The 23,810-nt window shown below is 62.5% G+C and carries 17 protein-coding genes and 1 tRNA gene; 9 read left to right on the forward strand and 9 right to left on the reverse strand.

Going from position 1 to position 23,810, the window contains the following annotated elements; all coding sequences use genetic code 11:
• The first annotated feature begins 151 nt into the window (after window positions 1–151).
• The 3 genes from AC1RRT_RS03990 (at window position 152) to AC1RRT_RS04000 (ending at window position 5,119) form a co-directional block, all read left to right on the forward strand.
• Window positions 152–2,062 (forward strand): methyl-accepting chemotaxis protein, encoded by a 1,911-nt coding sequence (locus AC1RRT_RS03990; RefSeq protein ID WP_493012420.1) that lies wholly within the window; start codon window positions 152–154, stop codon window positions 2,060–2,062.
• A gap of 162 nt (window positions 2,063–2,224) precedes the next feature.
• Complete coding sequence (locus tag AC1RRT_RS03995; RefSeq protein ID WP_493012421.1) at window positions 2,225–3,523, forward strand: solute carrier family 23 protein; 1,299 nt, start codon at window positions 2,225–2,227, stop codon at window positions 3,521–3,523.
• A gap of 297 nt (window positions 3,524–3,820) precedes the next feature.
• Window positions 3,821–5,119, forward strand: a complete 1,299-nt coding sequence (locus AC1RRT_RS04000) for a surface carbohydrate biosynthesis protein (RefSeq protein WP_493012422.1) — start codon at window positions 3,821–3,823, stop codon at window positions 5,117–5,119.
• Between the two features lie 18 nt (window positions 5,120–5,137).
• On the opposite strand, the gene AC1RRT_RS04005 is transcribed toward AC1RRT_RS04000, so the two are convergent.
• The 6 genes from AC1RRT_RS04005 to AC1RRT_RS04030 form a co-directional block, all read right to left on the reverse strand.
• Window positions 5,138–6,646, reverse strand: a complete 1,509-nt coding sequence (locus AC1RRT_RS04005) for a glycosyltransferase (RefSeq protein WP_493012423.1) — start codon at window positions 6,644–6,646, stop codon at window positions 5,138–5,140.
• Between the two features lie 36 nt (window positions 6,647–6,682).
• The gene (gene rfbD, locus AC1RRT_RS04010) at window positions 6,683–7,591 is read right to left on the reverse strand and encodes a dTDP-4-dehydrorhamnose reductase (protein WP_493012424.1); all 909 of its coding nucleotides are present in this window, start codon (window positions 7,589–7,591) and stop codon (window positions 6,683–6,685) included.
• A complete protein-coding gene (gene rfbC, locus AC1RRT_RS04015) occupies window positions 7,584–8,174 on the reverse strand; it encodes a dTDP-4-dehydrorhamnose 3,5-epimerase (RefSeq protein WP_493012425.1) in 591 nt (196 codons plus the stop codon). Before rfbC ends, rfbD begins: the two co-directional genes overlap by 8 nt.
• 70 nt (window positions 8,175–8,244) lie before the next feature.
• Window positions 8,245–9,330, reverse strand: coding sequence for a hypothetical protein (locus AC1RRT_RS04020; protein WP_493012426.1), 1,086 nt, complete (start codon window positions 9,328–9,330; stop codon window positions 8,245–8,247).
• A gap of 91 nt (window positions 9,331–9,421) precedes the next feature.
• A complete protein-coding gene (locus AC1RRT_RS04025) occupies window positions 9,422–12,490 on the reverse strand; it encodes an efflux RND transporter permease subunit (RefSeq protein ID WP_493012427.1) in 3,069 nt (1,022 codons plus the stop codon).
• Between the two features lie 4 nt (window positions 12,491–12,494).
• Window positions 12,495–13,577, reverse strand: a complete 1,083-nt coding sequence (locus tag AC1RRT_RS04030) for an efflux RND transporter periplasmic adaptor subunit (protein ID WP_493012428.1) — start codon at window positions 13,575–13,577, stop codon at window positions 12,495–12,497.
• A 479-nt stretch (window positions 13,578–14,056) separates the two neighbouring features.
• Between AC1RRT_RS04030 and AC1RRT_RS04035 the strand changes: the two genes are divergently transcribed.
• Window positions 14,057–14,791: a GntR family transcriptional regulator gene (locus AC1RRT_RS04035; protein WP_493012429.1), complete on the forward strand. Its 735-nt coding sequence runs from the start codon at window positions 14,057–14,059 to the stop codon at window positions 14,789–14,791.
• On the opposite strand, the gene atzF is transcribed toward AC1RRT_RS04035, so the two are convergent.
• Window positions 14,742–16,568 carry an allophanate hydrolase gene (gene atzF, locus AC1RRT_RS04040; RefSeq protein WP_493012430.1) on the reverse strand — a complete coding sequence of 609 codons (1,827 nt, stop codon included), beginning with the start codon at window positions 16,566–16,568 and terminating at the stop codon, window positions 14,742–14,744. The genes AC1RRT_RS04035 and atzF overlap by 50 nt on opposite strands.
• A gap of 322 nt (window positions 16,569–16,890) precedes the next feature.
• Here atzF and AC1RRT_RS04045 point away from each other — a divergent pair, with 322 nt between their 5' ends.
• The 5 genes from AC1RRT_RS04045 to AC1RRT_RS04065 are packed head-to-tail and all read left to right on the forward strand — an operon-like array spanning window position 16,891 to window position 22,441.
• On the forward strand, window positions 16,891–18,516 hold the full coding sequence (locus AC1RRT_RS04045; protein WP_493012431.1) for an ABC transporter substrate-binding protein: 1,626 nt from the start codon (window positions 16,891–16,893) through the stop codon (window positions 18,514–18,516).
• Between the two features lie 37 nt (window positions 18,517–18,553).
• Complete coding sequence (locus AC1RRT_RS04050) at window positions 18,554–19,567, forward strand: ABC transporter permease (RefSeq protein ID WP_493012432.1); 1,014 nt, start codon at window positions 18,554–18,556, stop codon at window positions 19,565–19,567.
• The gene (locus AC1RRT_RS04055) at window positions 19,564–20,409 is read left to right on the forward strand and encodes an ABC transporter permease (RefSeq protein ID WP_493012433.1); all 846 of its coding nucleotides are present in this window, start codon (window positions 19,564–19,566) and stop codon (window positions 20,407–20,409) included. Before AC1RRT_RS04050 ends, AC1RRT_RS04055 begins: the two co-directional genes overlap by 4 nt.
• Window positions 20,406–21,377, forward strand: coding sequence for an ABC transporter ATP-binding protein (locus AC1RRT_RS04060; protein ID WP_493012434.1), 972 nt, complete (start codon window positions 20,406–20,408; stop codon window positions 21,375–21,377). The genes AC1RRT_RS04055 and AC1RRT_RS04060 overlap by 4 nt, the downstream gene beginning before the upstream one ends.
• Window positions 21,374–22,441 carry an oligopeptide/dipeptide ABC transporter ATP-binding protein gene (locus tag AC1RRT_RS04065; protein WP_493012435.1) on the forward strand — a complete coding sequence of 356 codons (1,068 nt, stop codon included), beginning with the start codon at window positions 21,374–21,376 and terminating at the stop codon, window positions 22,439–22,441. The genes AC1RRT_RS04060 and AC1RRT_RS04065 overlap by 4 nt, the downstream gene beginning before the upstream one ends.
• A 46-nt stretch (window positions 22,442–22,487) precedes the next feature.
• Here the strand turns inward: AC1RRT_RS04065 and AC1RRT_RS04070 are convergent.
• Both AC1RRT_RS04070 and AC1RRT_RS04075 read right to left on the reverse strand, forming a co-directional pair.
• Window positions 22,488–22,564, reverse strand: a tRNA-Arg gene (locus tag AC1RRT_RS04070).
• A 486-nt stretch (window positions 22,565–23,050) separates the two neighbouring features.
• Complete coding sequence (locus tag AC1RRT_RS04075) at window positions 23,051–23,803, reverse strand: class I SAM-dependent methyltransferase (protein WP_493012436.1); 753 nt, start codon at window positions 23,801–23,803, stop codon at window positions 23,051–23,053.
• Window positions 23,804–23,810: the final 7 nt, after the last annotated feature.

The following is a 23,810-nucleotide window of genomic DNA, read 5'->3' on the forward strand; positions in this document are numbered from 1 at the left end:
CATCGACAATATCATCAGTACACAGATTATATTGAAATGTCAAGCAATTTCTGCCGCCTACGTTCTATCTCCGATAGAATCTTCTGGCACAGCTCGCCTCTTTAGGCATTCATATATTGCAAATCCCAATTCAAACGCGGGGGGCACAATCATGCGGTCATTCAAGAGTTGGGGCATTCTCTGGAAAATCATGACAGTCATTGCCGTGCTTCTGCTGGCGATGACCGCCAGCGTCTGGACCGGCTATCGCGGTCTGCACGAGCTATCCACTGACATCGCCGAACTCGAGCTGCAGGCCAAGCGGGTCGAGAATGCTGGACGCGGTACTGCCAACGCACTGAGCTGGATTCGCATGGTCGAAGCGATTTCTCATGCAACCACGCCGGCCGGCCGGAACGATGCAGCCAGCAAGGCCGCTGACGAGCGACGCCGGCTTGGCGTGCGCATCGACAATCTGAAAGGTCTCCTGCATAACGCCGAAAGCCAGCAACGGCTTGCCGCCATGATGCAGGCCGTGAGTGCCTATGAAGTCGTTCATCGTATGGTCCTTCAACTGGCCGAACAGGGCGATGTCGCAGGCAGTCAAAAAGCCGCTGCTGCCGGCATGGTCCAGGCCGAGGAAATCCGAGCCCGCATCCGTCCGATTGAGGACGCAATTACCAAGGAAATCACCGAATTCAGCGCCAAGGCCCGCGAGGATGGTGAAAAGGCCATCACTGCTATGCTGGTTCAATCCGGAATCGGCGGCGCCATCGGCCTCGGACTTGCCATACTCATTACGCTCGCGGCAATCAGCCGGCCTTTGCGGCGGATGATCTCAGGCATGGAACGGCTGGCACAGGATGACCTGGACATCGAAATCAGCGATGACGGACGCCGTGACGAGGTTGGGCTGATAGGCCGTGCGCTGCTTGTGTTCCGACAGAATGCCATCGATAAGCGCGCCGCGGAGTCCAGCGCTGCCGCCCAGCGCGAGGAGACCGAGCGCGAACGCAATGCACGCGAAGCCCGGGAACGACAGGCCATTGCCGAGATCTCAAGCCTTTGCGAACGCGTCGCCAGCGGTGACCTCGCGGGTCGGCTGATAGAAGCTGACAAAGAAGGCTTCCTGCTCACGATCAGCCAGCAGCTCAACAGCCTGACCGATACTCTGCAGCAGATGACACGGGAACTTGCTGATGTGACCGGTGCGATGGCCGAAGGCAAGTTGACCCAATCGATTGATGGGGCTTACAGCGGGGTCTATGGCCAGCTCAAGGACAGCGTGAATGCCATGGCGGGCAAGCTGCGTGACTTCGCCGCCCGCCTGGCCGAGACCGCACAGGTCGTACGCAATGCCTCGGCCGAGATCTCAACAGCTAGCCTTGATCTGGCTCAGCGCACTGAAAGTCAGGCGGCCAGTATCGAGGAAACCGCAGCCTCAATGCATGAAATCACCACGACGGTGAAGCAGAATGCCGACAATGCCGAAGCGGGCAACCAGATGGCAGCTGTGGCTCGAACGGCTGCTGAACAAGGCGGACGCGTCATGGCCGATGTCACCGGCGCCATGAACGGCATTGAGGAAAGTGCCCGCAAGATTGGCGATATCGTCTCGCTGATCGATGAAATCGCCTTCCAGACCAATTTGCTGGCGCTCAATGCATCGGTGGAAGCCGCACGCGCCGGTGAGGCGGGTAAAGGGTTTGCCGTGGTGGCGCAGGAGGTGCGGGCGTTGGCGCAGCGGTCGGCTGATGCGTCAAAGGATATCAAGACCCTGATCGGCACTTCTAACAGTCAGGTCAAAAGCGGCGCCGATCTGGTCGGCCAGGCGGGCCGTTCGCTAACCGACATCATGGAAGCTGTGAAAAAGGTCAGCGACATTGTTGCTGAGATCGCCGCCGCCAGCCGCGAACAAGCAACCGGCCTAGACCAGATCAACACCGCTGTCGGCCAGATGGACGAGATGACCCAGCGCAACGGCGCACTGGTCGAGGAGACTTCCGCATCAGCCCAGCAACTCGCCAATCAAGCGAATCAACTGGCCAAGCTCGTTGGATTCTTTGACACCGGCCGCCACTGACCCGACTTGATTGCACAAATCATATAAGGCGACTCGTTTTCCCCATTTGACACGCGATACGCGACCCCGAATGATCGACTTTGGTCGAAGACTCGGCGGCATTTCCAAAGACCGCCCGCTCCGGCCGCTCGCACTCGCAGACGAAACCCTGGGGAGAAAACAATGACACAGTCAGATGGCGGCTTCCTGTCGCGATGGACCCTGAAAACCGGCGGCGTGATCGCGCCGGACGAACGCCTGCCCATGGGGCAGACAATTGTGGTCGGCCTGCAGCATGTGGTCGCCATGTTCGGCGCCACCGTCCTGGCGCCGCTGCTGATGGGCTTCGATCCGAACGTGTCGATCCTGTTCTCCGGCATCAGCACGCTGATCTTCTTCGTCATCACCGGCGGCAAGCTGCCGAGCTACCTGGGCTCCAGCTTTTCCTTCATCGCCGTTGTCATTGCAGCCTCCGCATATAGCGGGGCCGGCCCTAACACCAACATCGGCGTGGCCCTGGGTGGCATCATCGCCGCTGGCGCGCTCTATGCCATCATCGGACTGATCGTCATGAAGATCGGCCATGCCTGGATCGAGACGCTGATGCCGCCGGTGGTGACCGGCGCCATTGTCGCCGTGATCGGACTCAATCTCGCGCCAATTGCGGTGAAGGGCGTCAGCGCCAGCGGCTTCGACGCCTTCATCGGCCTGTTCACCGTGGTCGCCGTCGGCGTGGTTGCGGTCTATACCCGCGGCACGCTGCAGCGACTGCCGATCCTGCTGGGCGGCCTGGCCGCCTATATCGTCTATGCCGCACTGGCTAACGGCGCCGGCATGGGCAAGCCGATCGACTTCAGCGGCGTGATGAATGCTGCCTGGATCGGCATGCCGAACTTCACCGCGCCCGTCTTCGAGGCTGGCGCCATGGCGCTGATCGCACCGGTGGCGATCATCCTGGTGGCCGAGAATCTGGGGCATGTGAAGGCGATCGGCGTTATGACCGGCCGCAACCTCGATCCACTTCTGGGTCGCGCCTTCCTGGGCGACGGCATCGCCACCATGATTTCGGGCGCTGGCGGCGGCACCGGCATGACCACCTACGCCGAAAACATGGGCGTGATGGCGGTGACCAAGATCTTCTCCACGCTGATCTTCATCGTGGCGGCGCTGTTCGCCCTGCTGCTCGGCTTCTCACCCAAGTTCGGCGCGCTGATCCTCACCATTCCCGGCCCCGTGCTCGGTGGCCTGGCACTGGTGGTGTTTGGTCTGATCTCGGCAACGGCCGGCCGTATCTGGGTGGAGAACAAAGTCGACTTCTCGAATGCCCGCAACCTGATCACGGTCGGCGTGGCACTCACCGTCGGCGCCGGCGACCTGATGCTGAAATTCGGCGGCTTTTCTCTGGGCGGCATCGGTACAGCCACTTTCGGTGCCATCATCCTGTACCAGATCCTGAACGGCCGTCAGTCGGACATTAAGTAAAAGGTTTCAATTGCGATGACCCGCGGCGGGGCGACCGGCCGCGGGTTTTCTTTTGCGCGAAATCCCTGCAGCGTCGGCTGAAACATCGCAGCGTCCGCCAAGGTTTCAGCGGTAAAACCGCGACACCTCTATAATGCATTGAAATGTATAAATAATATTGGAAAAGACGTCGCCCGGGCGATGCAAAATTTAACCCTCAGGTAAGATTGCCTCGCCATACTCTCGCACAATCTTATGGGTGTCTCCGGGCCACAAAATGTGCCCCCCAGTACAGTTAGAAGAACTGCCGAGGTTTCGATGAAGGTCAAGCCGATCTACATGTCCTGCGAGGTGCAGCGACGCGAATTGCATGCGCGGCTGTTTTTCGCGGTTGCCGCCGCACGCCGGGGCTACACCAGCGTCATCTCCCAGAAGCTGGTGATGAAGACCAATCTGCCGAAACTGCCGGCTGGCATCTTCTGGCACAAGACCGCCACGAGCCGCTGCACCCATTATTACGAACTGGCACGCCAGCTCGGTAGCCGTACTGTCGGATGCTGCGAGGAAATCCTCAACATCCCCAACGATGAATCCATCCGGAACTACGCGCGTCTCTTCTTCGATCGCCGCGCCGCCGAGAATATCGACCTGTATCTGGCCGCGAATACGGTGGATACACATGTGGCCGAGACCTATCCCTTTGCAAAGATCGCCAATATCGGTAACAGCCGGCTTGAAATGCTGCGCGGCAACAACCGCAAGGTTTATCAACCCTATGTCAATTTCCTGCACCAGGAGCTGGGCGACTTCGTTTTGATCAACTCATCCTTCGGAATCACCGGCAGCTTCCGCTCGGTGGAACGCGAGCGTGAGGAATTCGATCACCTGGGTGCCGATGAAGCAGCCGTACAGCAGAAAGACTATTTCAGCGAGACCTACGAGCGCGAGAAACGCGGCATCGAGACGGTTATCGGTCTTGCCAGCTCCCTGGGAGCGGAAGGCAAGAACATCGTCGTCCGCCCGCATCCGCATGAGAATCCGCAGATGTGGCGCGACCTGCTTGATGGCGTGCCGAATGTCCGTGTCGACGATCGTGATACCGTCGCGCCCTGGCTGATGGCCGCAAGTGGCGTGCTGATGGGCAACTGCACCACCGGCCTGGAATCCGTGCTGCTGGGCAAGCCAGTCGCCAACTACATGGCCGAGCCCGACCACACCCTGAGCGCACAGTTGATTCCGCCGCATGGCTGGCAGGAAGCGCTCCGGCAGTTACAGGCCCCTGCCAACGACGAAATCCTACATGAGATCCAGAAAACGATCTACGGCATCGACCAGCCGGTGATCGAGCAGACGCTGGACGCCTTCGACGCCTTCGACCCGCCGCAATGCGACATCACCCAAATTCTCGACGTCAAATACATGTCGGCCAAGCATCTGGGGGATGCCTCGATGCAGCGACGCTGGCCCAATGTCGATGCCAAGTCGGTCAAAGGCTTCGTGAAATCCAGCATGGTGACGCTGCAAAATCCCGATATCTGGCTGGGACTGCCGGCGCCGAACATCATTATCGTCGCGCCAAACTCGGTGATTCCAAAACAGGTGACACCGGCCGCCTGACCGCTGGTCGCGCCAGCTTCAGCCTGCCGGCTTCACGCCGACAATCCGCATGTCGCGTGGCTCGCGTAGCTTGAATTGCGCTGGCTCCTGCCGCACATCGACGAACCCGGCTTCGCTCAGCAGCGCCGCCAGACTCTGCGGCGTATAGCCCCAGCAGTGATTCATCAGCGGATCGCGCCAGCGCGGATCTCCGTAGAATACCCACATGCTGCGCTGACCCTCCGGACCCGGGCCGGCAGCCAGGGCCGGATTCTTGACCAGCTCCATCGCCGCGCTTAACAGATTGGGGCATTCGAGGATGATCTGGCCACCAGGCTGGATCACACGCCGCCAGTCGCGCAGCACATCGATCACTTCCCAGCGCCAGATATGTTCGACCACATGCACGGCCAGCACTTCGCTGGCGACATTGTCGGCAAACGGCAACGGCTTGGTGATGTTGCACTGGACATCGACGGCACCACCCTGCCCGCGCGAGGCCAGGGCATCGCAGTTTATATAGCCCGGCAGGATCTTATCGCCGCAGCCAAGGTTGAACCGCACGCCCTGGGGCATGGCGATGACCGGTGCAACCGCGATGCTATCAAGCGCTGCCTGGAAGACAGCATCCCATTGCGTCGTCACCGCCGCCGGCGAAGCTTGCGCTTCGACCAGCGCCTGACCGGTGACAATACGCTGGCGGGCTGCTGCAACATCCTGCTCGGCGCGATACAGGCCTGAAGACAGCGGGTTCCCCGTCACGATACCCGCGTCGAAAGCGGCATAGGCCGAAACCGGGCCGGCAACAACCAATCGGCCGGCACGCAGGGCCTGCGTCAAACGGCTTGCACTGCGAATACGGCCACGATCATCGGGTGAAGCTGGCAGAATGACGGCATCGCAATCGCCCAGCGCGGACCGGCAGGCCGCCTCGCTCCACTCCGTTACCGACACCGCCATACGGCCGCCTGTAACCTCATGCACGCGCCGCAGTGAGTCGGCCAGCGGTCCCGGCAGGCTGCCCACGATGGCGAGGCTGATAGGGCGCTGCTGGGCATAAGCGATCAGATCGGACAGCAGCGCCGAAATTTCACCCAGGTCGCCGGCATCGCCGGTCCAGCTTAGGCGTAACGCGCGATCAGCCGATGGCGCGAAGCGGGGTTCGAGGGCCGCATCCAGACAGGGATCGTTGACTTGTACGGCCACACGCCCGGCCTCTTTGGCCAGCGCCGCCAGCCCCGGCGAGGCGGCGCTCACCGCATGCGCCTGCGTCAAAAGCTGCCGCATCCCAGCCATGGCAGCCGGCGTATCTAAATAGCTGTCATGACAATCGACGACGACCTTTGCACCCAGAGCGCGGGCCCAGCCAGCCGCCTGCAGCGCCGCCGATACCGGCGGCACCACCACGATATCAGGGGCAGCGCCTTTGCAGGCCTTGGCCAGAGCATCGGCGGTCAGTCCGACCAGATTCAGGGCAACGCCTTTTCCCGTCACGAGATAACGCGGCAGAGACGTGCCGGTCAGCCAGCAAATATTCAGGTCCTGCATCTCATCTCTCCCGGCCCGCAGCCGTATCCCGATGACTCATCGCACACCGCCCAAGAGGGTGGCAACCCCACGTCGCAGGCCATCCTGCCATGGTGGCAATGTCACGCCGAACACGGCGGCGACCTTCGTGGTATCCAGCACCGACCAGGCCGGCCGCCGCGCCGGCGTGGGATACTCGGCCGTTGTAATCTGCTGAACAGGAACAGCGCGGCGCCCCAAAGTCGCCGCTTCCGTCATGATCGCCCGGGCGACCTCCCACCAGCTAGCCTGGCCGCTACCAGCCAGATGAAACACGCCTTTCATGGCCGGCGTTGCCGCCGTGATCCGGCGCTGCGCCATGACCAGCAGTGCGCCTGCCAGATCGGGAGCATAAGTCGGCGATCCCCGCTGGTCGGACACGACGCGCAGTTCGTCGCGTTCTTCCGCCAACCGCAACATCGTGCGCACGAAGTTGGTGCCATATGGGCTGTGCACCCAGGCAGTCCGCAGGATGATCGCATCCGGCAACTGCGCCAGCACCATCTGCTCACCCTCCAGCTTGGAACGGCCATAGATGCCCTGCGGATTGCAGGCGTCCGTTTCGCGATAGGGCACGGTAGCGGTGCCATCGAAGACATAATCGGTGGAGACATGGATCAGCGGCAGCCCATGAATCGCACAGGCCCGCGCCACAGCAGCGGCGCCGTCGCGGTTGACCGCGAAGGCTGCGTCTGCCTCGATCTCGGCCTTGTCGACTGCGGTATAGGCTGCGGTATTGACGACAAGTGTCGGTTTGATGGCAGCAAGAGCGGGAGCAATTCCATCGGGCGCGGCAAGATCGACTTGCGGCCGCCCGAGGCAGGTCACGGCAATATCGCTCCGCCCGGCAGCCGCATCGGCCATGGCGCGAGCCAATTGCCCGCTCTGGCCGATGACCGCGATCCGCAACGGCATCGTATCAGGCACCGGCGCCATTCTGCGACGTGATCAGCGGCGGCAGCGGGAAATACGGCGGTAGCACCTTGGCGTCGCGCAGCAGCGGCGCGGCCAGGTCCTTCGGTGCAATGACGGGATTGGAAATGCCCCAGTCGATGCCAATCGCCGGATCATCCCAGCGGATCGAATGCTCGCAGTTCGGGTCGTAGGGCGCGGTGCACTGATACAGGAAATCGGCGCTGTCGCTCAAAACCGAGAAACCATGGGCAAAACCCGGCGGAATCCAGAGCTGCCGATGATTGTCGCCCGACAGGATTGTGCCGGTCCATTTGCCGAAAGTAGGGGAACCCTTGCGGATGTCGACGGCCACGTCGAAAACCTCGCCGGCCAGCGCGGTCACCAGTTTGCCCTGGGCATGCGGCTCCTGGTAATGCAGGCCGCGCAGCACACCCTTGCCCGAGCGCGAGAAATTCGTCTGCACCGAAGGCACGCCAAGACCGTTGTTCAGATAGCGCGGGGCATTCCACAACTCCTTGATGAAGCCGCGTGCATCGCCAAAGGCGCGCATTTCAATGATGAACACATCCGGCAGGTCGGTCGCGATAATTCGCATCGTCAGCTTGTTCCTTCTCGCCGAATCGTATTTCCGATCCGGCAGTATAACCACGGGCCCGATTGTACGATTAAGGACTGTCCGTCGCCACCAGTCGGGATACCAGTTCGCGCCAACGCCGCCCGACAGCCGCCGGGCTGTAATGCTCCGCAACATAAGACTGACCGCGCTCCAGCTTCGCCGTCATGGCTGCCGGATCGGCCAGCGCCGCAGCCACCGCGGCCGGCAGGTCGCGATCCAGGCCTATATAGTCGCCCAGCGGCAGGTAACTGTCGATCGGGTGCGCCACCACGGCGCGGCCCGCATACAGGGACTGCAGGGCCCGGTTATTGCTTTTGCCAAGAGATAGAAGGGAATCGACGTTAAATGGCAAAACTACAAGATCGCAGTCTTCTAATGCCGCCTGCAGGGCCGACACCGACCACGCTTTCACTTTAAGCAGCCTCTCCGTCCGGCCGGGCCAGGGCAGATGTCCGTCCAAGGCATTGGGCAACGGTTCGCAGAGCAGGGTCATCTGCGTGGGATGAATGGCATCGATCCGCGGCAAGTCCTGGTCGAGGAAAAGCTTTATGGCGGCCCGGTGTGCCGCCATCCGGCCAAACCACAGAAGATTCAGTTCCGCGCCCGGCGCAAAGCGAGCTGGCCGCCGTTCGACCTCAACGACATCGTCGATGACGAAGACTGGCAGTTTGCCGCCGAGCGCGGTGCGCATCAGATCGGCAAGACTTTCGGTCGGTGTGGTCACCGCGCTGCTATGGGCGAAGATTGCATCGAGGATCATGCGGTAGTTCACTGCCGCCTCAGCGCCGATCTCCCTGGCCGCATTCTGCGCAAATTCCGGTGTGAACTTGAAGTCGGACACATCCACCGCGACAGTGCCGCCACGCTCGCGCACGTGGTCCAAATTGTCGAGTAAGACCGAAATGATCGGCAAAAGCTGCGTGATTTCGGTCTTAGGCTGATGCACAACCAGCAGATCGAGATTGCAGTCAAATTCAGGACGGAAAAGGTCGATAAAGGAAATGACCTCGACCTGCACGCCGTCGTCGCGCAGCGCCTCGGCGGGAATCAGGGCGCGATAGCGCGTGCTCGCCAGCACGCCCCTTTGGGTTGCCAGGTCCTGGGGAAGGATATTTGCCGCAAAAACGACGCGCATGATGCCGTTCCGTACTTCTTCCCGGCCAGCATCGCCGAAAGCGGTAGCTAGAAGGTTAATTTTCGCCAGAAACCTAAGTAAAACGAGCGGCTTATTCGGCCGGATGCGGCTCTGTCGCAGCGCCCGCGCCTGCCGCCTTCCGTTCGCGCGCCAGCAGCGTGTAGGCGGTCGGCACGACGAAGAGGGTCAGCAGCGTCCCGAGCAGCAGCCCGCCCACGATCACCAGGCCGATCTGGTTGCGGCTTTCGGCGCCGGCACCCTCGGCGAAGGCCAGCGGCACCGCACCCAGCACCATCGCAGCCGTGGTCATCAGGATTGGGCGTAGGCGCAGCGACGCGGCCTCGATCACGGCTTCCAGCCGGCTGCGGCCCTGCTCCTGCAGCTGGTTGGCGAATTCCACGATCAGGATGCCGTTCTTGGTGATCAGGCCCACCAGCGTCACCAGTCCGACCTGACTGTAGATGTTCATGGTGCCGCCGCCGTATTTCAGCGCCAGCAGCGCGCCGGTCATCGAGAGCGGCACAGTGAGCATGATGATGAAGGGGTCGATGAAACTCTCGAACTGCGCCGCCAGCACCAGGTAAATGAACAGCAGCGCCAGGATGAAGGTCAGGAAGATGTCGCCGGCCGCCTGCTTGTATTCGCGCGAGCCGCCGTTGTAGTCGATCTGCACGCTGCCCGGCAGCACCTTGCGAGCAGCTTCCTCCAGCTGTGCCAGCGCCTCGCCTTCAGAATAGCCTGGCGCCACATTGGCGGTGACATCGGCGGCGCGCAACTGGCTCATACGGGTCAACTCGCGCGCAGTGAGCGATTCCCGCACGTCCACCAGGTTGGACAGCTGGGTCATCTGGCCGCCACCGCCGCGCACGTATATCTTGGACAGGTCTTCCGGATTGGTGCGCTCGACATCGGCAACCTGCACGATCACGTCATACTGCTTGCCATTCTGCTTGAAGCGCGTGACCTGCCGGCCGCCCAGCATGGTTTCCAGCGTGCGGCCGATGGTGTCCACCTCGACGCCGAGATCAGCAACCTTGTCGCGATTCACCGCCACCTTGATCTCGGGCTTGTTCAGCTTCAGGCGCGTATCGATATTGGTCAGCGCCGGGTATTTCGCTGCCTCCAGCATCACAAGACCTACCAGCCGGTTCAGCTCGTCATATTCCATGCTGCTTTCCAGCACGATCCAGACCGGCGGCGAGCGCAGGTTCTGGCCCAGCGAGGGCGGATTGTTGACGAAGCCTTGCACGCCGGCGAGTTCGTTGAACTTCGGCGTGAGTTCAGCGGTGATGGTCTGCTGCTTGCGGTCGCGGTCGTCCCAGTGCTTCAGGCGGGTGAAGGACACGCCCTGCGACACGATGGGATTGCCCGAGACGACAAAGCGCGCCTCTGCTTCCGGCACCTTCTCCATGATGGATTCCACTTGGCGGGCATACTGCTCCATATAATTGATGGTCGCGCCTTCAGGGCCGTTGAAGCTGCCGATCACCGTACCGCGATCTTCGACCGGCGACAGTTCAGGCTTCAGGCCGCGGAAAAGGAAGTAGCTGCTGCCGGCGAAAACGACGCCGATCAGGATTACCACAAGGCGCGCCTGCAGCGACGTACGCAGCAAACGGGTATAGCCTTCCGTCATGCTGTTGAGGCCGCGTTCAACCAGGTTGAACAGGTAGCCGTGCTTGGCCTCATGCTTGAGCAGGCGGCCACACATCATCGGGCTGAGCGTCAGCGCGACGAAGCCCGAGACGAGCACCGCTCCGGCCAACGCCCAGGCGAACTCGGTGAACAGGCGGCCCGTCGTGCCGCTCATGAAACCGATCGGCGCATAGACGGCCGCCAGCGTTAATGTCATCGCCACCACGGCGAAACCGATTTCTTTGGCGCCCTTGAAAGCGGCCGCCAACGGCTCCATGCCCTCTTCGATATGACGGTAGATGTTTTCCAGGACCACGATGGCATCGTCGACCACCAGGCCGATGGCCAGAACCATGGCCAGCAGGGTCAGCGTGTTCACCGTGAAGCCCATCGCGTGCATGATGGCGAAGGCACCGAGCAGCGAGGCAGGAATGGTGACCACCGGAATCAACGTGGCGCGGAAGTTGCGCAGGAAGAAGAAGACCACGGCGACAACCAGGATCACCGCCTCACCAATGGTATGGTAAACTGAGTTGATCGAGGCCCGGATGAACAGCGAGGTATCATAGGCGATCTCGGCCCGCATACCCTCTGGCAGGTTTTCCAGGATGCTGGGCAGCGCGTCGCGCACGCCTTCGGAAATATCCAGTGGATTGGCCACCGCCTGCTTGACGATGCCAATCGAGACAGCCGGCTTGCCGTTGAATCGGACACTGACGCGTTCGTCCAGCGGACCCAGTTCGACACGACCGATATCGCTGATACGCACCGGATAGCCATTCACCTCGCGGACGATGATGGCGCCGAACTGCTCCGAGCTGCGCAGATCGGTTTCCGACAGCACGGTGAATTCCATGTTGCGGCTTTCGATGCGACCGGCCGGCACTTCGACATTCTGGCGGCGCAGGGCATTTTCCACATCCTGCGGTGTCAGGCTGTAGGCGGCGAGACGTGCGGCGTCGAGCCAGATGCGCATGGCATAGCGGCGCTCGCCGAAGATGCGAGCCTCCGATACACCGGTCACCGACTGCAGGCGATCCTTCACATAACGGTCCGCGAAATCGGTCAACTCCAGCGGCGAATGCCGGTCGGACGAGAAAGCGATATAGAGCACCGGCTGGGCATCGGCCTCGACCTTGGAGACGATCGGCTCATCGATCTCGGTCGGCAGCTTGCCGCGCACACGGCTGACCCGGTCGCGCACGTCGTTTGCGGTCGATTCCGCATCGCGCGAAAGCTTGAAGCGCACCACCACCAGGCTACGCTCCGGACGAGTGATCGAACGGACGAAATCGATGCCTTCGATACCGGCAATCGACTCCTCCAGTATGCGGGTCACCTGGCTTTCGATGACCTCGGCGCTTGCGCCGCGATAGATTGTCTCCACCAGCACCACCGGCGGATCGATATTGGGATATTCGCGCACGGTCAGGCGCGTGAAGGCGACCAGGCCGACCAGCACCACCACAAGGCTGAGCACCGTGGCGAAGACGGGACGTTCGATGCAGAGATCGGAAATCCTCATGACGTTACGAGCCCTTCATCTCGGAGGCGCGTACCGCCTGGCCGTCGCGCAGCTTCTGCGCGCCCTCGGAGACAATCCGGTCCTCGGGCGTCAGGCCTTCGATAATCTCGACCTCACCGCTACGGCGCAGGCCAGTACGGACCTTGGTCTGCCGGGCCTTGCCATCGACGACCTTGAAGACGAAGACGTCGCGACCGGCCGGCATCAGCGCGGTTTCCGGCACCAGGATTGCATTCTGACGATCCTCGACGATCAGGGTGACACGGGCGAACATGCCCGGTCGCAGCTGTTTGTTCGGATTGGGCAGGCTGGCGCGCAGGATGGCCGCGCGGCCGCTGGGATCGAAGGCCGGATCGACGGCATAGACCTTGCCGTCGAATGCGGCATTCGGGATGGCATCCAGACGCACACGCACCGGCTGGTCGACGGCGATCAGCGCAGCATGAATTTCCGGGATGCGGAAATCGACCTTGAGCTGCTCGACGCTTTCGATATTCACCATGGCCTGGCCGGGATTGACATAGTCGCCGACACTGATCGAGCGCAGGCCGGCGATGCCGTCGAACGGCGCGAGGATGGTGCTCTTGTCGAGCGTGGCCTGGGCCAGCGCCAGCATGGCCTCGTCATTGGCGAGCTTGGCGACCGCCTCGTCATGGGCACGCTGGGTGCCGGCGCCCTTGTCGTAGAGTTCCTTGGCGCGGCTGAAATTGGCGCGGCTAAGCACGATGCTGGACCTGGCCTGCGCCACTTGGGCGCGCGCAACGGCGGCATCCAGCCGCACCAGCGGCGCGCCACGCTTTACCGGCTGGCCCTCATCGAACAGGATGTCGGTGACGCGACCGGAAATTTCGGGCCGCAGGATGACAGACTCGTTCGAACGCAGGCTGCCCACCGCATCGAGCTGCTGGCGTACCGCGCCGATGATCACTGACTGGATCGCGACCGGCGTGGCATTCGGGGCCGCCGCCGCATTGGCCGAGGCCGTCGCGCCCGGCGACAGCTTTGCCTTGATCTGAGCGCCGAATACCCCGACACCGATACCGCCGGCCACAAGCACAAGGCCGGCCCAGACAAACGCCTTTTTCATATTGAATCTCATCCCCCGACTATACCCCGGCCGCTTCCCGATCTGGCGACCGTCCTGCTCCGTATAGGGAAAATACGGTCTGCCACGCCTACGGTCGAGGACGAACCAATTTGAGACCGGCGGAGAAGAAGGCAAATCGCCTAAAAACCGCGATTCCCCTTATATCCCGCGCCGCCCGTCCAGACTGCAGGCAGGCCAACTCCGTGGCCCGGGCGATCCCATCGGCAAGACAGCCGTGGGAAGACAGCGCACAGCCCGGGCCGAGGCCCGGCGGATACGCCAATCCTGATGACCCGCCGAGGGATAGCCGGCACGAAGCCGCCATGAACAACATCGGCTCGCTTTCACTTCACATGCCATGAACGTGACGATCGGCTCCCGGCTCTTACCCCTTGCCGACAGGCGCCAGGCCTATCGCCCTGTTCATTTGAACGGCTATAGTCTTCGAACCGAGATGCAGGAGACGAGAATACCGGATCATGGCAGGCCAACCGACCCTGGCTGAACGTCTGCGCGAGCAACTGGCCGACCAGATCGTGACAGGCGTGCTGCCGCCGGGCGCGCGCCTGGATGAGATCGAACTCGCCAAGCGCTACAGCATGTCGCGCACCCCCGTACGCGAGGCGTTCAAGGCCTTGGCCGCCATGGGCCTGGTGGAACAGCGCCCTCATCGTGGCGTCGTCGTCGCCCTGCCGGACCGCCACCGCATGGAAGAGATGTTCGAAGTCATGGCCGAGATCGAGGCGACCTGCGCCCGTCTTGCCGCCCAGCGCATGACGGGCACCGAGCGTCGCGCCCTGGAAACCCTTCATAACCAGGGGCAGCAATTGGTGCAGGCGGGCGACCGCGAATCCTACGCGCGTTTCAATAACGAATTCCACGACTTCATCTATCGCGCCAGCAAGAACAGCTTCCTGGAGGAAACGGCGCGCTCTGTGCGCCGCCGCCTGATGCCGTTCCGGCAGTCGCAGTTCCGCGTGGTTGGCCGTCTCAGCAACTCACATGCCGAGCATGACGCCGTGGTCGAAGCGATTTTGCGTGGCGACAGCCAGGCGGCGGAGCAAGCCATGCGGGGCCATGTGGCGCAGGTCACTACCGCATCCGTCATCCTGGTCGAGGGTCACCGCACGCCCGACACCGATCAGGACAAACAGCGCGACACCATCAAGGCCGCGCTGCCTGACGATAGGCTCGCCATCCCCCATAGCTCGTGATCTCGGGCGCGCCACTGGCGCCGGCCGCTTCACAGATAAAGCCCTTCAGCAGCCGACCGTCATTCAGGCGGACATCGGCGATGCCCAGCGGTGCATGGATTCCGGCCATGAAAGCGCCGAAGGCGGGTGTCGGCAGAGACCATATCTCGCCTTCGATCTCGGCGCCTGCACCCGTCTCCACGCGCACAAGACCGGGGCGCTGCGGTGTGCCGTTCAGTGCATAGAAGCGGTAATCGGCCGCCGTCCGGCAGACCCCGACCAGTTGGCCGCCCAGGCCGGTCAGTTGATGGTTCAGCGGTTCACCGGAGAGGTGCGCACCTAGAATGACCACCTGGAAATGCGGATAACTCGCCTTGGCCGGCGTGATGTCTTCCAGCGGGAATGGCGTTGCGCCAAGCGTCACGTCTGATGCGACATGGAAGGCATGACCGATAGCCGCCAGTTCGCTCTCATGGAAAGATGGACCGATCAGGGTGATGCCGGCCGGCAGGCCGTTTGACTGGAAGCCGTTCGGAACCGCCAGAGCCGCAAGGTCGAGATAGTTCACGAAATTGGTATAGGTTCCGAGATTGCTGTTCAGCGTCACCGGGTCGGCAAGCACCTCGTCGATCCGGTAGATCGTGCCGCTCGTCGGAACCACCATGCAGTCGATCGACTTCCACACCGGTGCGGTCTCCTGCCGCAATGCCTGCAGCTGGTAGTTCATCCGGTGCACGTCGACGGCCGTCGCCTCGCGGCCGCGCTCGATCACCGCGCGCGTCACCGGATGCATGGCATCGGCCTGTTCATCCAGGAAGGCACCGACCGCCGCCGTGCGCTCTGCCGTGCCGGCCGGCTGATACAGGAAGCTCGCGGCCTTCGCGAAGGGCGCATAGTCGATCTCAACCGCGATGCCACCCAGGCTTTGCAATCGCTCCAATGCTGCATCAAACAGGGCTGCGGCATCCGTGTTGCCGAAGAAGCTGAGCTGGTCGCGGCGCGGCACGCCGAAACGGAAGCGTTCCGGTTTAGCTGGCGTGATGGCGCGCCAGCCGGCGGGCGCCGCGCGGCTATAGCTATCGGCAGAATCCGGCGCTGCGGTAACATCCAAGACTGCCATGCTGTCCGATACCGACAATGCAAAAACAGATATGCAGTCGATGGAGCGGCAGGCCGGCACCATGCCGGCACCGCTGATCAGACCAATGCTGGGCTTCAGCCCCACGATATTATTGAAGCCGGCCGGCACGCGGCCGGATCCGGCCGTATCCGTGCCCAGCGCGAAGCTGACCAGACCAGAACTGACCGCGACGGCGGAGCCCGAACTCGATCCACCAGGAATGTATTCGGTATTGAAGGGATTGCGCGCCACACCATAGGGGCTGCGCACACCGACCAAGCCGGTTGCGAACTGATCCAGATTGGTCTTGCCGATCAGGATCGCGCCCGCATCCAGTAGCCGTTGCACGGCAGAGGCGGTCTGCGTCGCCGCATAGGCAAACGCCGGACAGGCCGCCGTGGTGGTCAGGCCGGCGACATCGATATTGTCCTTTACCGCAAAGGGCACGCCCCATAGCGGTTGGTCCGGTTGCGGCCCTGCACGTTCCAGCTCTGCGGCGCGCTGCAAGGCGGCGTCGCGTGGATTGAGCGATATCCAGACTCCGTCTTCACCGCGCGCTGCGATGGCATCGTAGATTGCCGCGATCACACTGCCCGGCCGGCGTCTGCCGGCCTGATAATCCTGCCGCAGGCCGGTCAAAGTCAGGGTCCCCAGGAGAGTGGCGTCAGAGGCAGACATCGATGGTTTCCCTCGGCAAAACGGTCGTCTCAACGATCATGTATGCAATCTGCATACCGTCAGTAAATTCAATTAAATACATACAAACACTTATATTTTTAAAACTCTGTGTCGTAAAATTAGCCGACTCTCAAAAGCATATGCATAATTTATATGCATATTCTGCGGCCAAATCCTACGGTGTAAATTTGAGCATTCGCCTGGCCAATCGGATTCCCTGAAACGGATCAGGCGATTACCAGAGCCGGGCTCGCGCCCGACCGCCATGGCACGCCGGTTGCAGATTGTATGCAAAGCAAATTGCAGCAACGGGGGTCCTGCCATGCAACGTCGCGTATTCCTTTTCGCCACATCAGCTCTGTTCGTCGCCGCATCGCTGGCGCTCGGCACAGCATCCACACCCGCCGCCGCGCAATCGCGTCAGGAGACGCTGCTGGTGGTGGTCGAGGCCGGCATGAACAATCTCGACATTCATGGCGTCGGCACCAGCGGCCGTTCCTATGTCGCGGCCTGGAACATGTACGATCGCCTGGTCACCTTCGGCCGCAAGACGTTGCCTGACGGCACGCTGTCCTACGACTACAGCAAGATCGAACCCGAGCTGGCCGAGAGCTATACGGTGGCGCCCGATGGCACCTCGGTGACCTTCAAGCTGCGCAAGGATGCGAAATTCCATGACGGCACGCCGGTGACGGCGAAGGATGCCAAATGGTCTTACGACCGCGCGGTGAGCGTCGGCGGCTTCCCCACCTTCCAGATGGCGGCCGGCAGCCTGACCAAGCCTGAGCAGTTCGTGGTGGTGGACGATTACACCTTCCGCGTCGACCTGCCGAAGAAGGACAAGCTGTCATTGCCCGACATGGCGGTGGTGGTGCCGGCGATCTACAACTCGGAGCTGGCCAAGAAGAATGCCACGGAGAAGGATCCGTGGGCGATGGACTGGATGAAGACCAACGATGCCGGTGGCGGTGCCTACAAGCTGGAAAAGTGGACGCCTGGCCAGGAGATCACGTTCACCCGCTTCGACGACTGGAAAAGCGGTCCGCTGCCCAAGATGAAACGCGTGATCATCCGGGACGTGCCCTCGGCCGGTAACCGCCGTGCGCTGATGGAACGCGGCGATGCCGATATCTCACTCGACATGCCGCAGAAGGATGCCTCCGAGATCTTTGCCGAGAAGGGCTCGGGCAAATACATCGTCGTCGGCGTGCCGGTCGAAAATTCGCTGAAATACATCGGCATGATCACCACTGCCAAGCCCTTTGACAATGTGAAGGTGCGCCAGGCCGTGGCCTATGCCGTGCCCTTCGAACAGATTTCCAAATCCGCCATCTACGGCCGCGGCAACATGATGTACGGCGCGGCCTCGGCCACACCGAAGGACGCCGTCTGGCCGCAGCCCTTCCCGTATAATGTCGATCTCGACAAGGCGAAGAAGCTGCTGGCCGAGGCCGGCTATCCCGATGGCTTCGAGACCACGATCTCCTTCGACCTGGGCGAGGCAACGGCCGATGAGCCGACCGCCGTGCTGCTGCAGGAAAGCCTGGCCAAGATCGGCATCAAGGCAACCATCGAGAAGATCCCGAGCGCCAACTTCCGCAATGCCATGTTGCAGAAGAACCGCCCGATCCATATCGCCAGCTTCGGCGGCTGGCTCAACTTCCCCGACTATTACTTCTTCTGGGGTTATCACGGCCAGAATGCCGTGTTCAACACCATGGCCTACCAGAACAAGGACATGGACTCGCTGATCGACGCCTCGCGGTTTGAAAGCGATCCAACCAAGTACAAGACCCTGGTGACCAGCTTCATCAAGATGTCGATGGATGAAGTACCGCGCATTCCGCTGTACCAGCAGATGCTCGACGTCGGCATGCAGAAGAACATCAAGGGCTACACTTACTGGTTCCATCGCCAGCTCGATTTCCGCCAGTTCGAGAAGCTGTAAGGCCCAGGGAAGCGGCAGGTAAGGCAGGAGGGCGGCGATGCTGCGGCTGATCGGCAAGCGACTGGTGGGTGCGCTTCCCAGCGTGATCGGCGTACTGGTCGTCACCTTCCTGCTCACCCGCGCCCTGCCCGGCGATCCGGCCGTCTTCTTCGCTGGTCCGGCGGCGACCCGCGAGGCCATCGAGGAGGTGCGCAAAAGTCTCGGCCTCGACAAGACCCTGCCCGAGCAGTTTGTCGTCTATCTGAAGGACCTGGGCCGCGGCAACCTGGGCAACTCCATCGCGACCGGCCAGCCGGTGCTCACTGAAATCCGCACCCGCCTGCCGGCCTCGCTGGAGCTCACGTTGTATGGCCTGCTGGTCTCGGTGCTGATCGCCGTGCCGCTCGGCGTGCTGGCGGCGACGCGGCCGGGTTCTTGGATCGACCATGGCTGCCGCGTCATCACCACGGCCGGCGTGTCCCTGCCTGCCTTCTTCACCGGCCTGCTGCTGGTCTATGTGCTGTATTACCTGCTGGGCTGGGCACCAGCGCCGCTCGGCCGGCTCGACATCTTCTTCTCGCCGCCCAGCCATGTGACTGGCTTCTACACCATCGACAGCCTGCTCGACGGCAATCTCGAAACCTTCCGCGCCGCGCTGGCGCAGCTGCTGCTGCCGGTTACGGCGCTGGCGATCTTCACCCTCGCGCCGCTGGCCCGCATGACTCGCGCCGCCATGCTGGAGGTGCTGGGCAGTGATTTCATCCGCACCGCCCGCGCCTCCGGCCTGCCCAAGGCCAAGATCGTTTACGGCTATGCCTTCCGCAATGCCATGCTGCCGGTCGTCACCACGCTGGGCATGGTGTTCTCCTTCCTGCTCGGCGCCAATGTGCTGGTCGAGAAAGTGTTCTCCTGGCCCGGCATCGGGACTTTCGCGATCGAGGCGCTGGTGGCCTCGGACTATGCGCCGATCCAGGGCTTCGTGCTGACCATGGCGCTGCTCTATGTGGCGCTGAACCTCGCCATCGATATCCTCTATATCGTGATCGATCCCCGCGTCGGGTTTGAAGCATGAGCGCGACGCTGAAGCATATCCGCTATGTGCTGACCGAGAACCTGGTCACGCTCTTCGCCTTTTCGCTGTTCGGATTCATCGTCTTTTGCGCGATCCTCGGCCCCTGGCTGGCGCCGTATAATCCGCTGGAGACCAATGCCGCCATGGCGCTGAAGCCGCCATCTTCCGCGCACTGGTTCGGCACGGACTCTCTGGGCCGCGACATCTTCAGCCGTGTGCTGGTTGCCACCCGGCTCGACCTCGGCATCGCCTTCGCCTCCGTCATCCTCACCTTTGCCATCGGCGCGCTGGCTGGCATCGCCGCCGGCTTCTACGGCGGCTGGGTCGACCGCGCCGTCGGCCGCGCCGCAGACACCATCATGGCCTTCCCCCTGTTCGTGCTGGCCATGGGCATTGTGGCAGCGTTGGGCAACAGCGTCGGCAACATCGTGCTGGCCACCGCCATCATCAACACGCCGCTCTATGCGCGCGTCGCCCGGGCCGAGGCCAACATCCGCCGCAACGCCGGCTTCGTCGAGGCCGCGCGGCTATCGGGCAATTCGGAAAACCGTATCCTGCTGCTGCAGATCCTGCCCAACATCCTGCCCATCCTGATGGTGCAGTGCTCGCTGACCATGGGCTACGCCATCCTGAACGCGGCCGGCCTTTCCTTCATCGGCTTAGGGATTTCGCCACCGACGCCGGAATGGGGCATCCTGGTAGCCGAGGGCGCCGCCTTCATGATCTCGGGCGAATGGTGGGTCGCGCTGTTCCCCGGCCTGGCGCTGATGACCGCGGTCTTCTGCTTCAACCTGCTGGGCGACGGCCTGCGCGACATCGTCGATCCCCGGAGGCGCACATGAGCGCCGTACCGGTTCTCGCCGTCGATAACCTCAGCGTCGAATTCAAGACCCGCGGCGGCATCGTCAAGGCGCTGGAGCAGGTCAGTTTCAACGTCAACAAGGGCGAGATGGTTGCCATCGTGGGCGAGTCCGGATCGGGGAAATCGGTCACCGCCTATACGGTGATGGGGATTCTGGATGCCGCCGGCCGGGTCAGCAGCGGCACGGCGACCTTCGGCGGGCTCGACCTGCTGCAGACCAAGGAGAGCATGCTGCGCGATATCCGCGGCCGCGAGATGTCGATGATCTTCCAGAATCCGCGCGTGGCGCTGAACCCGATCCGCCGGGTCGGCGACCAGATCGCCGACGTGCTGCTGCAGCATGGCAATGTCACCCGTCGCGAGGCGCCGCGCCGCGCCATCGAGATGCTGGCCCGTGTGCGCATCCCCGATCCGGAGCGGCGCGCAAAAGCCTATCCCTTCGAGCTGTCGGGCGGCATGTGCCAGCGCATCATGATCGCCATCGCGCTGTCCTGCTCACCCAAGCTGCTGATCGCCGATGAACCGACCACCGGCCTCGATGTCACCACCCAGGCTGCCATCATGGACCTGATCGCCGAACTGGGCGCCGGCCAGGGCATGGCTACGCTGCTCATCACCCACGACCTCGGCATGGCGGCGGAATACTGCGACCATATCGTGGTGATGCATGCCGGCCATATCGTCGAGGCCGCACCGACCGCGGCGTTGTTCGCCAATCCGCACCATCCTTACACGGCCAAGCTGATCGCCGCGACGCCGCGCCCGACCGCCAGGCTGGCCGAGTTGGCCGCGATTCCGGGCAACCTGCCTGACCTGCGCGCCACGGAAATTCCGACCTGCCGCTACAGCCTGCGCTGCGAGCGCCGGCAGTCGCGCTGCGCCCAGGCGCTGCCGCGCGCGCTCACCGATGGAAGGGACAGCATGGTCGCCTGCTGGAATCCGCTATGAGCAGCCCGCTGGACAAACCGCTGCTGGATGCGCAGTCGCTGCACAAGCATTTTCCGGTTGGGAAAAAGACTGGCGGCCTGTTCACACGCAAGTCGGCCGCCAAACCGCCTACGATGCTGTATGCCGTCGACGACGTTACCTTCACCATCGGCAAGGGCGAGACGCTCGGCCTGGTCGGCGAAAGCGGCTGCGGGAAATCCACGCTCGTGCGCCTGCTGACCCGCCTGCTCGACCTCACCGACGGCAGCATCCATCTCAACGGCGAGGAGATCGGCCATCTGCCCGCCAAGGGCTTTGGCCGCAGCCCGTATCGTCCGCGCATCCAGATGGTATTCCAGGATGCCGGCGACAGCCTCAATCCGCGCTTCACCGCCTTTGCCGCCATCGCCGATCCGATCCAGCGCCTGAAACCACTGGGCCGCGCCGCACTGAAAGCCCGCGTCGAAGCGCTGGCCGCCATGTGCGGCCTGCCGACCGAACTGCTGGGCCGTTTCCCGCACCAGCTTTCGGGCGGCCAGAAGGCCCGCGTCGGCATCGCGCGCGCCATCGCCGTCGAACCCGACCTGCTGATCCTGGATGAGCCGACCGCAGCGCTCGATGTCTCGGTGCAGGTGGTGATCCTGCAACTGCTCGACGACCTCAAGCAGCGACTGGGCATGAGCTACCTGTTCGTCAGCCATGACCTCAACGTCGTGCGCCTGCTCTGCGACCGCGTCATGGTGATGTATCTGGGGAAGATCGTGGAGACCGGACCGGCCGAAACGGTGTTCCGCAATCCCGCGCATCCCTATACCAAGGCGCTGCTGTCGGCGATCCCGCATTTCGACCAGATCAAAGGGAGCGGCGGCCCGCCGGCCCAGCGCCTGCGCATCAGCGGCGAACCGCGCAGCCCGATCGACCCTTCGCCCAACGTCTGCCGTTTCCATGGCCGTTGCCCGAAAAGCCAGTTGGCCTGCGAGGAAAGCATGCCCCTGCTGCAGGGCGTCGGCCCCGGCCATTCCGTGGCCTGCCATTTTCCGGTCGCCGGCAACGACAGGACGCCAGGCGCCGCTGCGGCCGAGTGACCGCCCGCCATCGACGGCAGCCCTGACGATCAGAATTTTGGGAAAATGGTGCACCCGACAAGATTCGAACTTGTGACCTCTGCCTTCGGAGGGCAGCGCTCTATCCAGCTGAGCTACGGGTGCACGGAGCCGTTTCGGTCGGCCGGACCATACAGGAGCGCTCCGCCCCAGGCAAGACGGCCATGGCGGTCTGGAATCATGGCATCCTGCGGAAATCCTTGATGAATCCCGCCTGCCATCCTGACGGTGCGCAGGCGGGCCGGTAAAGACCCCGATCCGCTTCCCGCGCATTCCTTTTGCTTCCTTTGCCTTCGTTTCACGCCGTTTGGGTTCGTTTCAGTTCGTTTGGCTTCGTTTGCGTTCGTTTTGCTTCGCTGTGGTTCATTCCGGTTCGTTGACGCTCGCTGGTGTTCGTTGGCGTTCGCTGGAATCCGCTGCGGTTCGTCGACCTCCGACGCTTCATTGAAACCGTCAGACAGACTCCATCGTTTGCGACCGTTGCCGGCGCAGCGCGAACTCCCGCTATGTCCATACCGAATTAGAACATATAGAGAACATAAAGTCAAGCCGCAATCCCGCCTTCCAGCCGAATACAATCTTATGCGCTGTTTATCGCCTGGCCGTGACGAGCCAGTCCCAGGGCTTGAGATGCTTGAGCGCCGGCGTCGGCTTCACGCCCTGGCTCGGCCAGGAATATTCCACGCGCTGGATTTTGCAGCGTGTGAAGCCCAGGCCTTTCAGCGCGGCCAGCAGTTCGCCGCGGGTGTAATGCTTGGTCGGCACACCCTCGATGCTGACGGCGCGCGCGCCTTTCTCATGCGGGTCGGGGCCGATCACGATATCGGAATACCCGCGTTCGGCGCGCTCGAGCAGTTGCGCCGATTGCAGCGCCGGCACCACGAGAACCAATGCGCCGCCTGGTTTCAGCAGCTCGTAGGTCGAGCGCAGGATGCGCTGCCAGACCTTGCGCCGGGGATGCAGCGCCGTATTGACACAGAGCACGGCATCGAAGCCGCCGCGAAACTGCTTCGGAGTCTCGCCCGCCACCGACAGTGTGATGTTCTTCTGCATGCGGAAGCGACGTCGCGCCACCTGGATACAGGCAGCGGAATGATCAAAGCCATGCACGCGGGCAAACAGGCGACTCAGCATCGGCAGATAGACGCCGATGCCACAGCCGAAATCGGCAATCGATGCGCTCTTGATCGAGGCGGCCTTCAGGGCCGCGGTGATGACGCGCTTTTTGTCATGCTGCAGTGAGTTGAAGATCTCGTCCGTCCATTGCGGGGCGATCTGGTCCCAATGCTGGCTCTCCTGGCCAAGCGGGGCACCGTCTTCAAGACGACTGGCGTTGCGATCCATGGGCTAG

Source organism: Ferrovibrio sp. GW821-FHT12B10, from assembly GCF_058807515.1.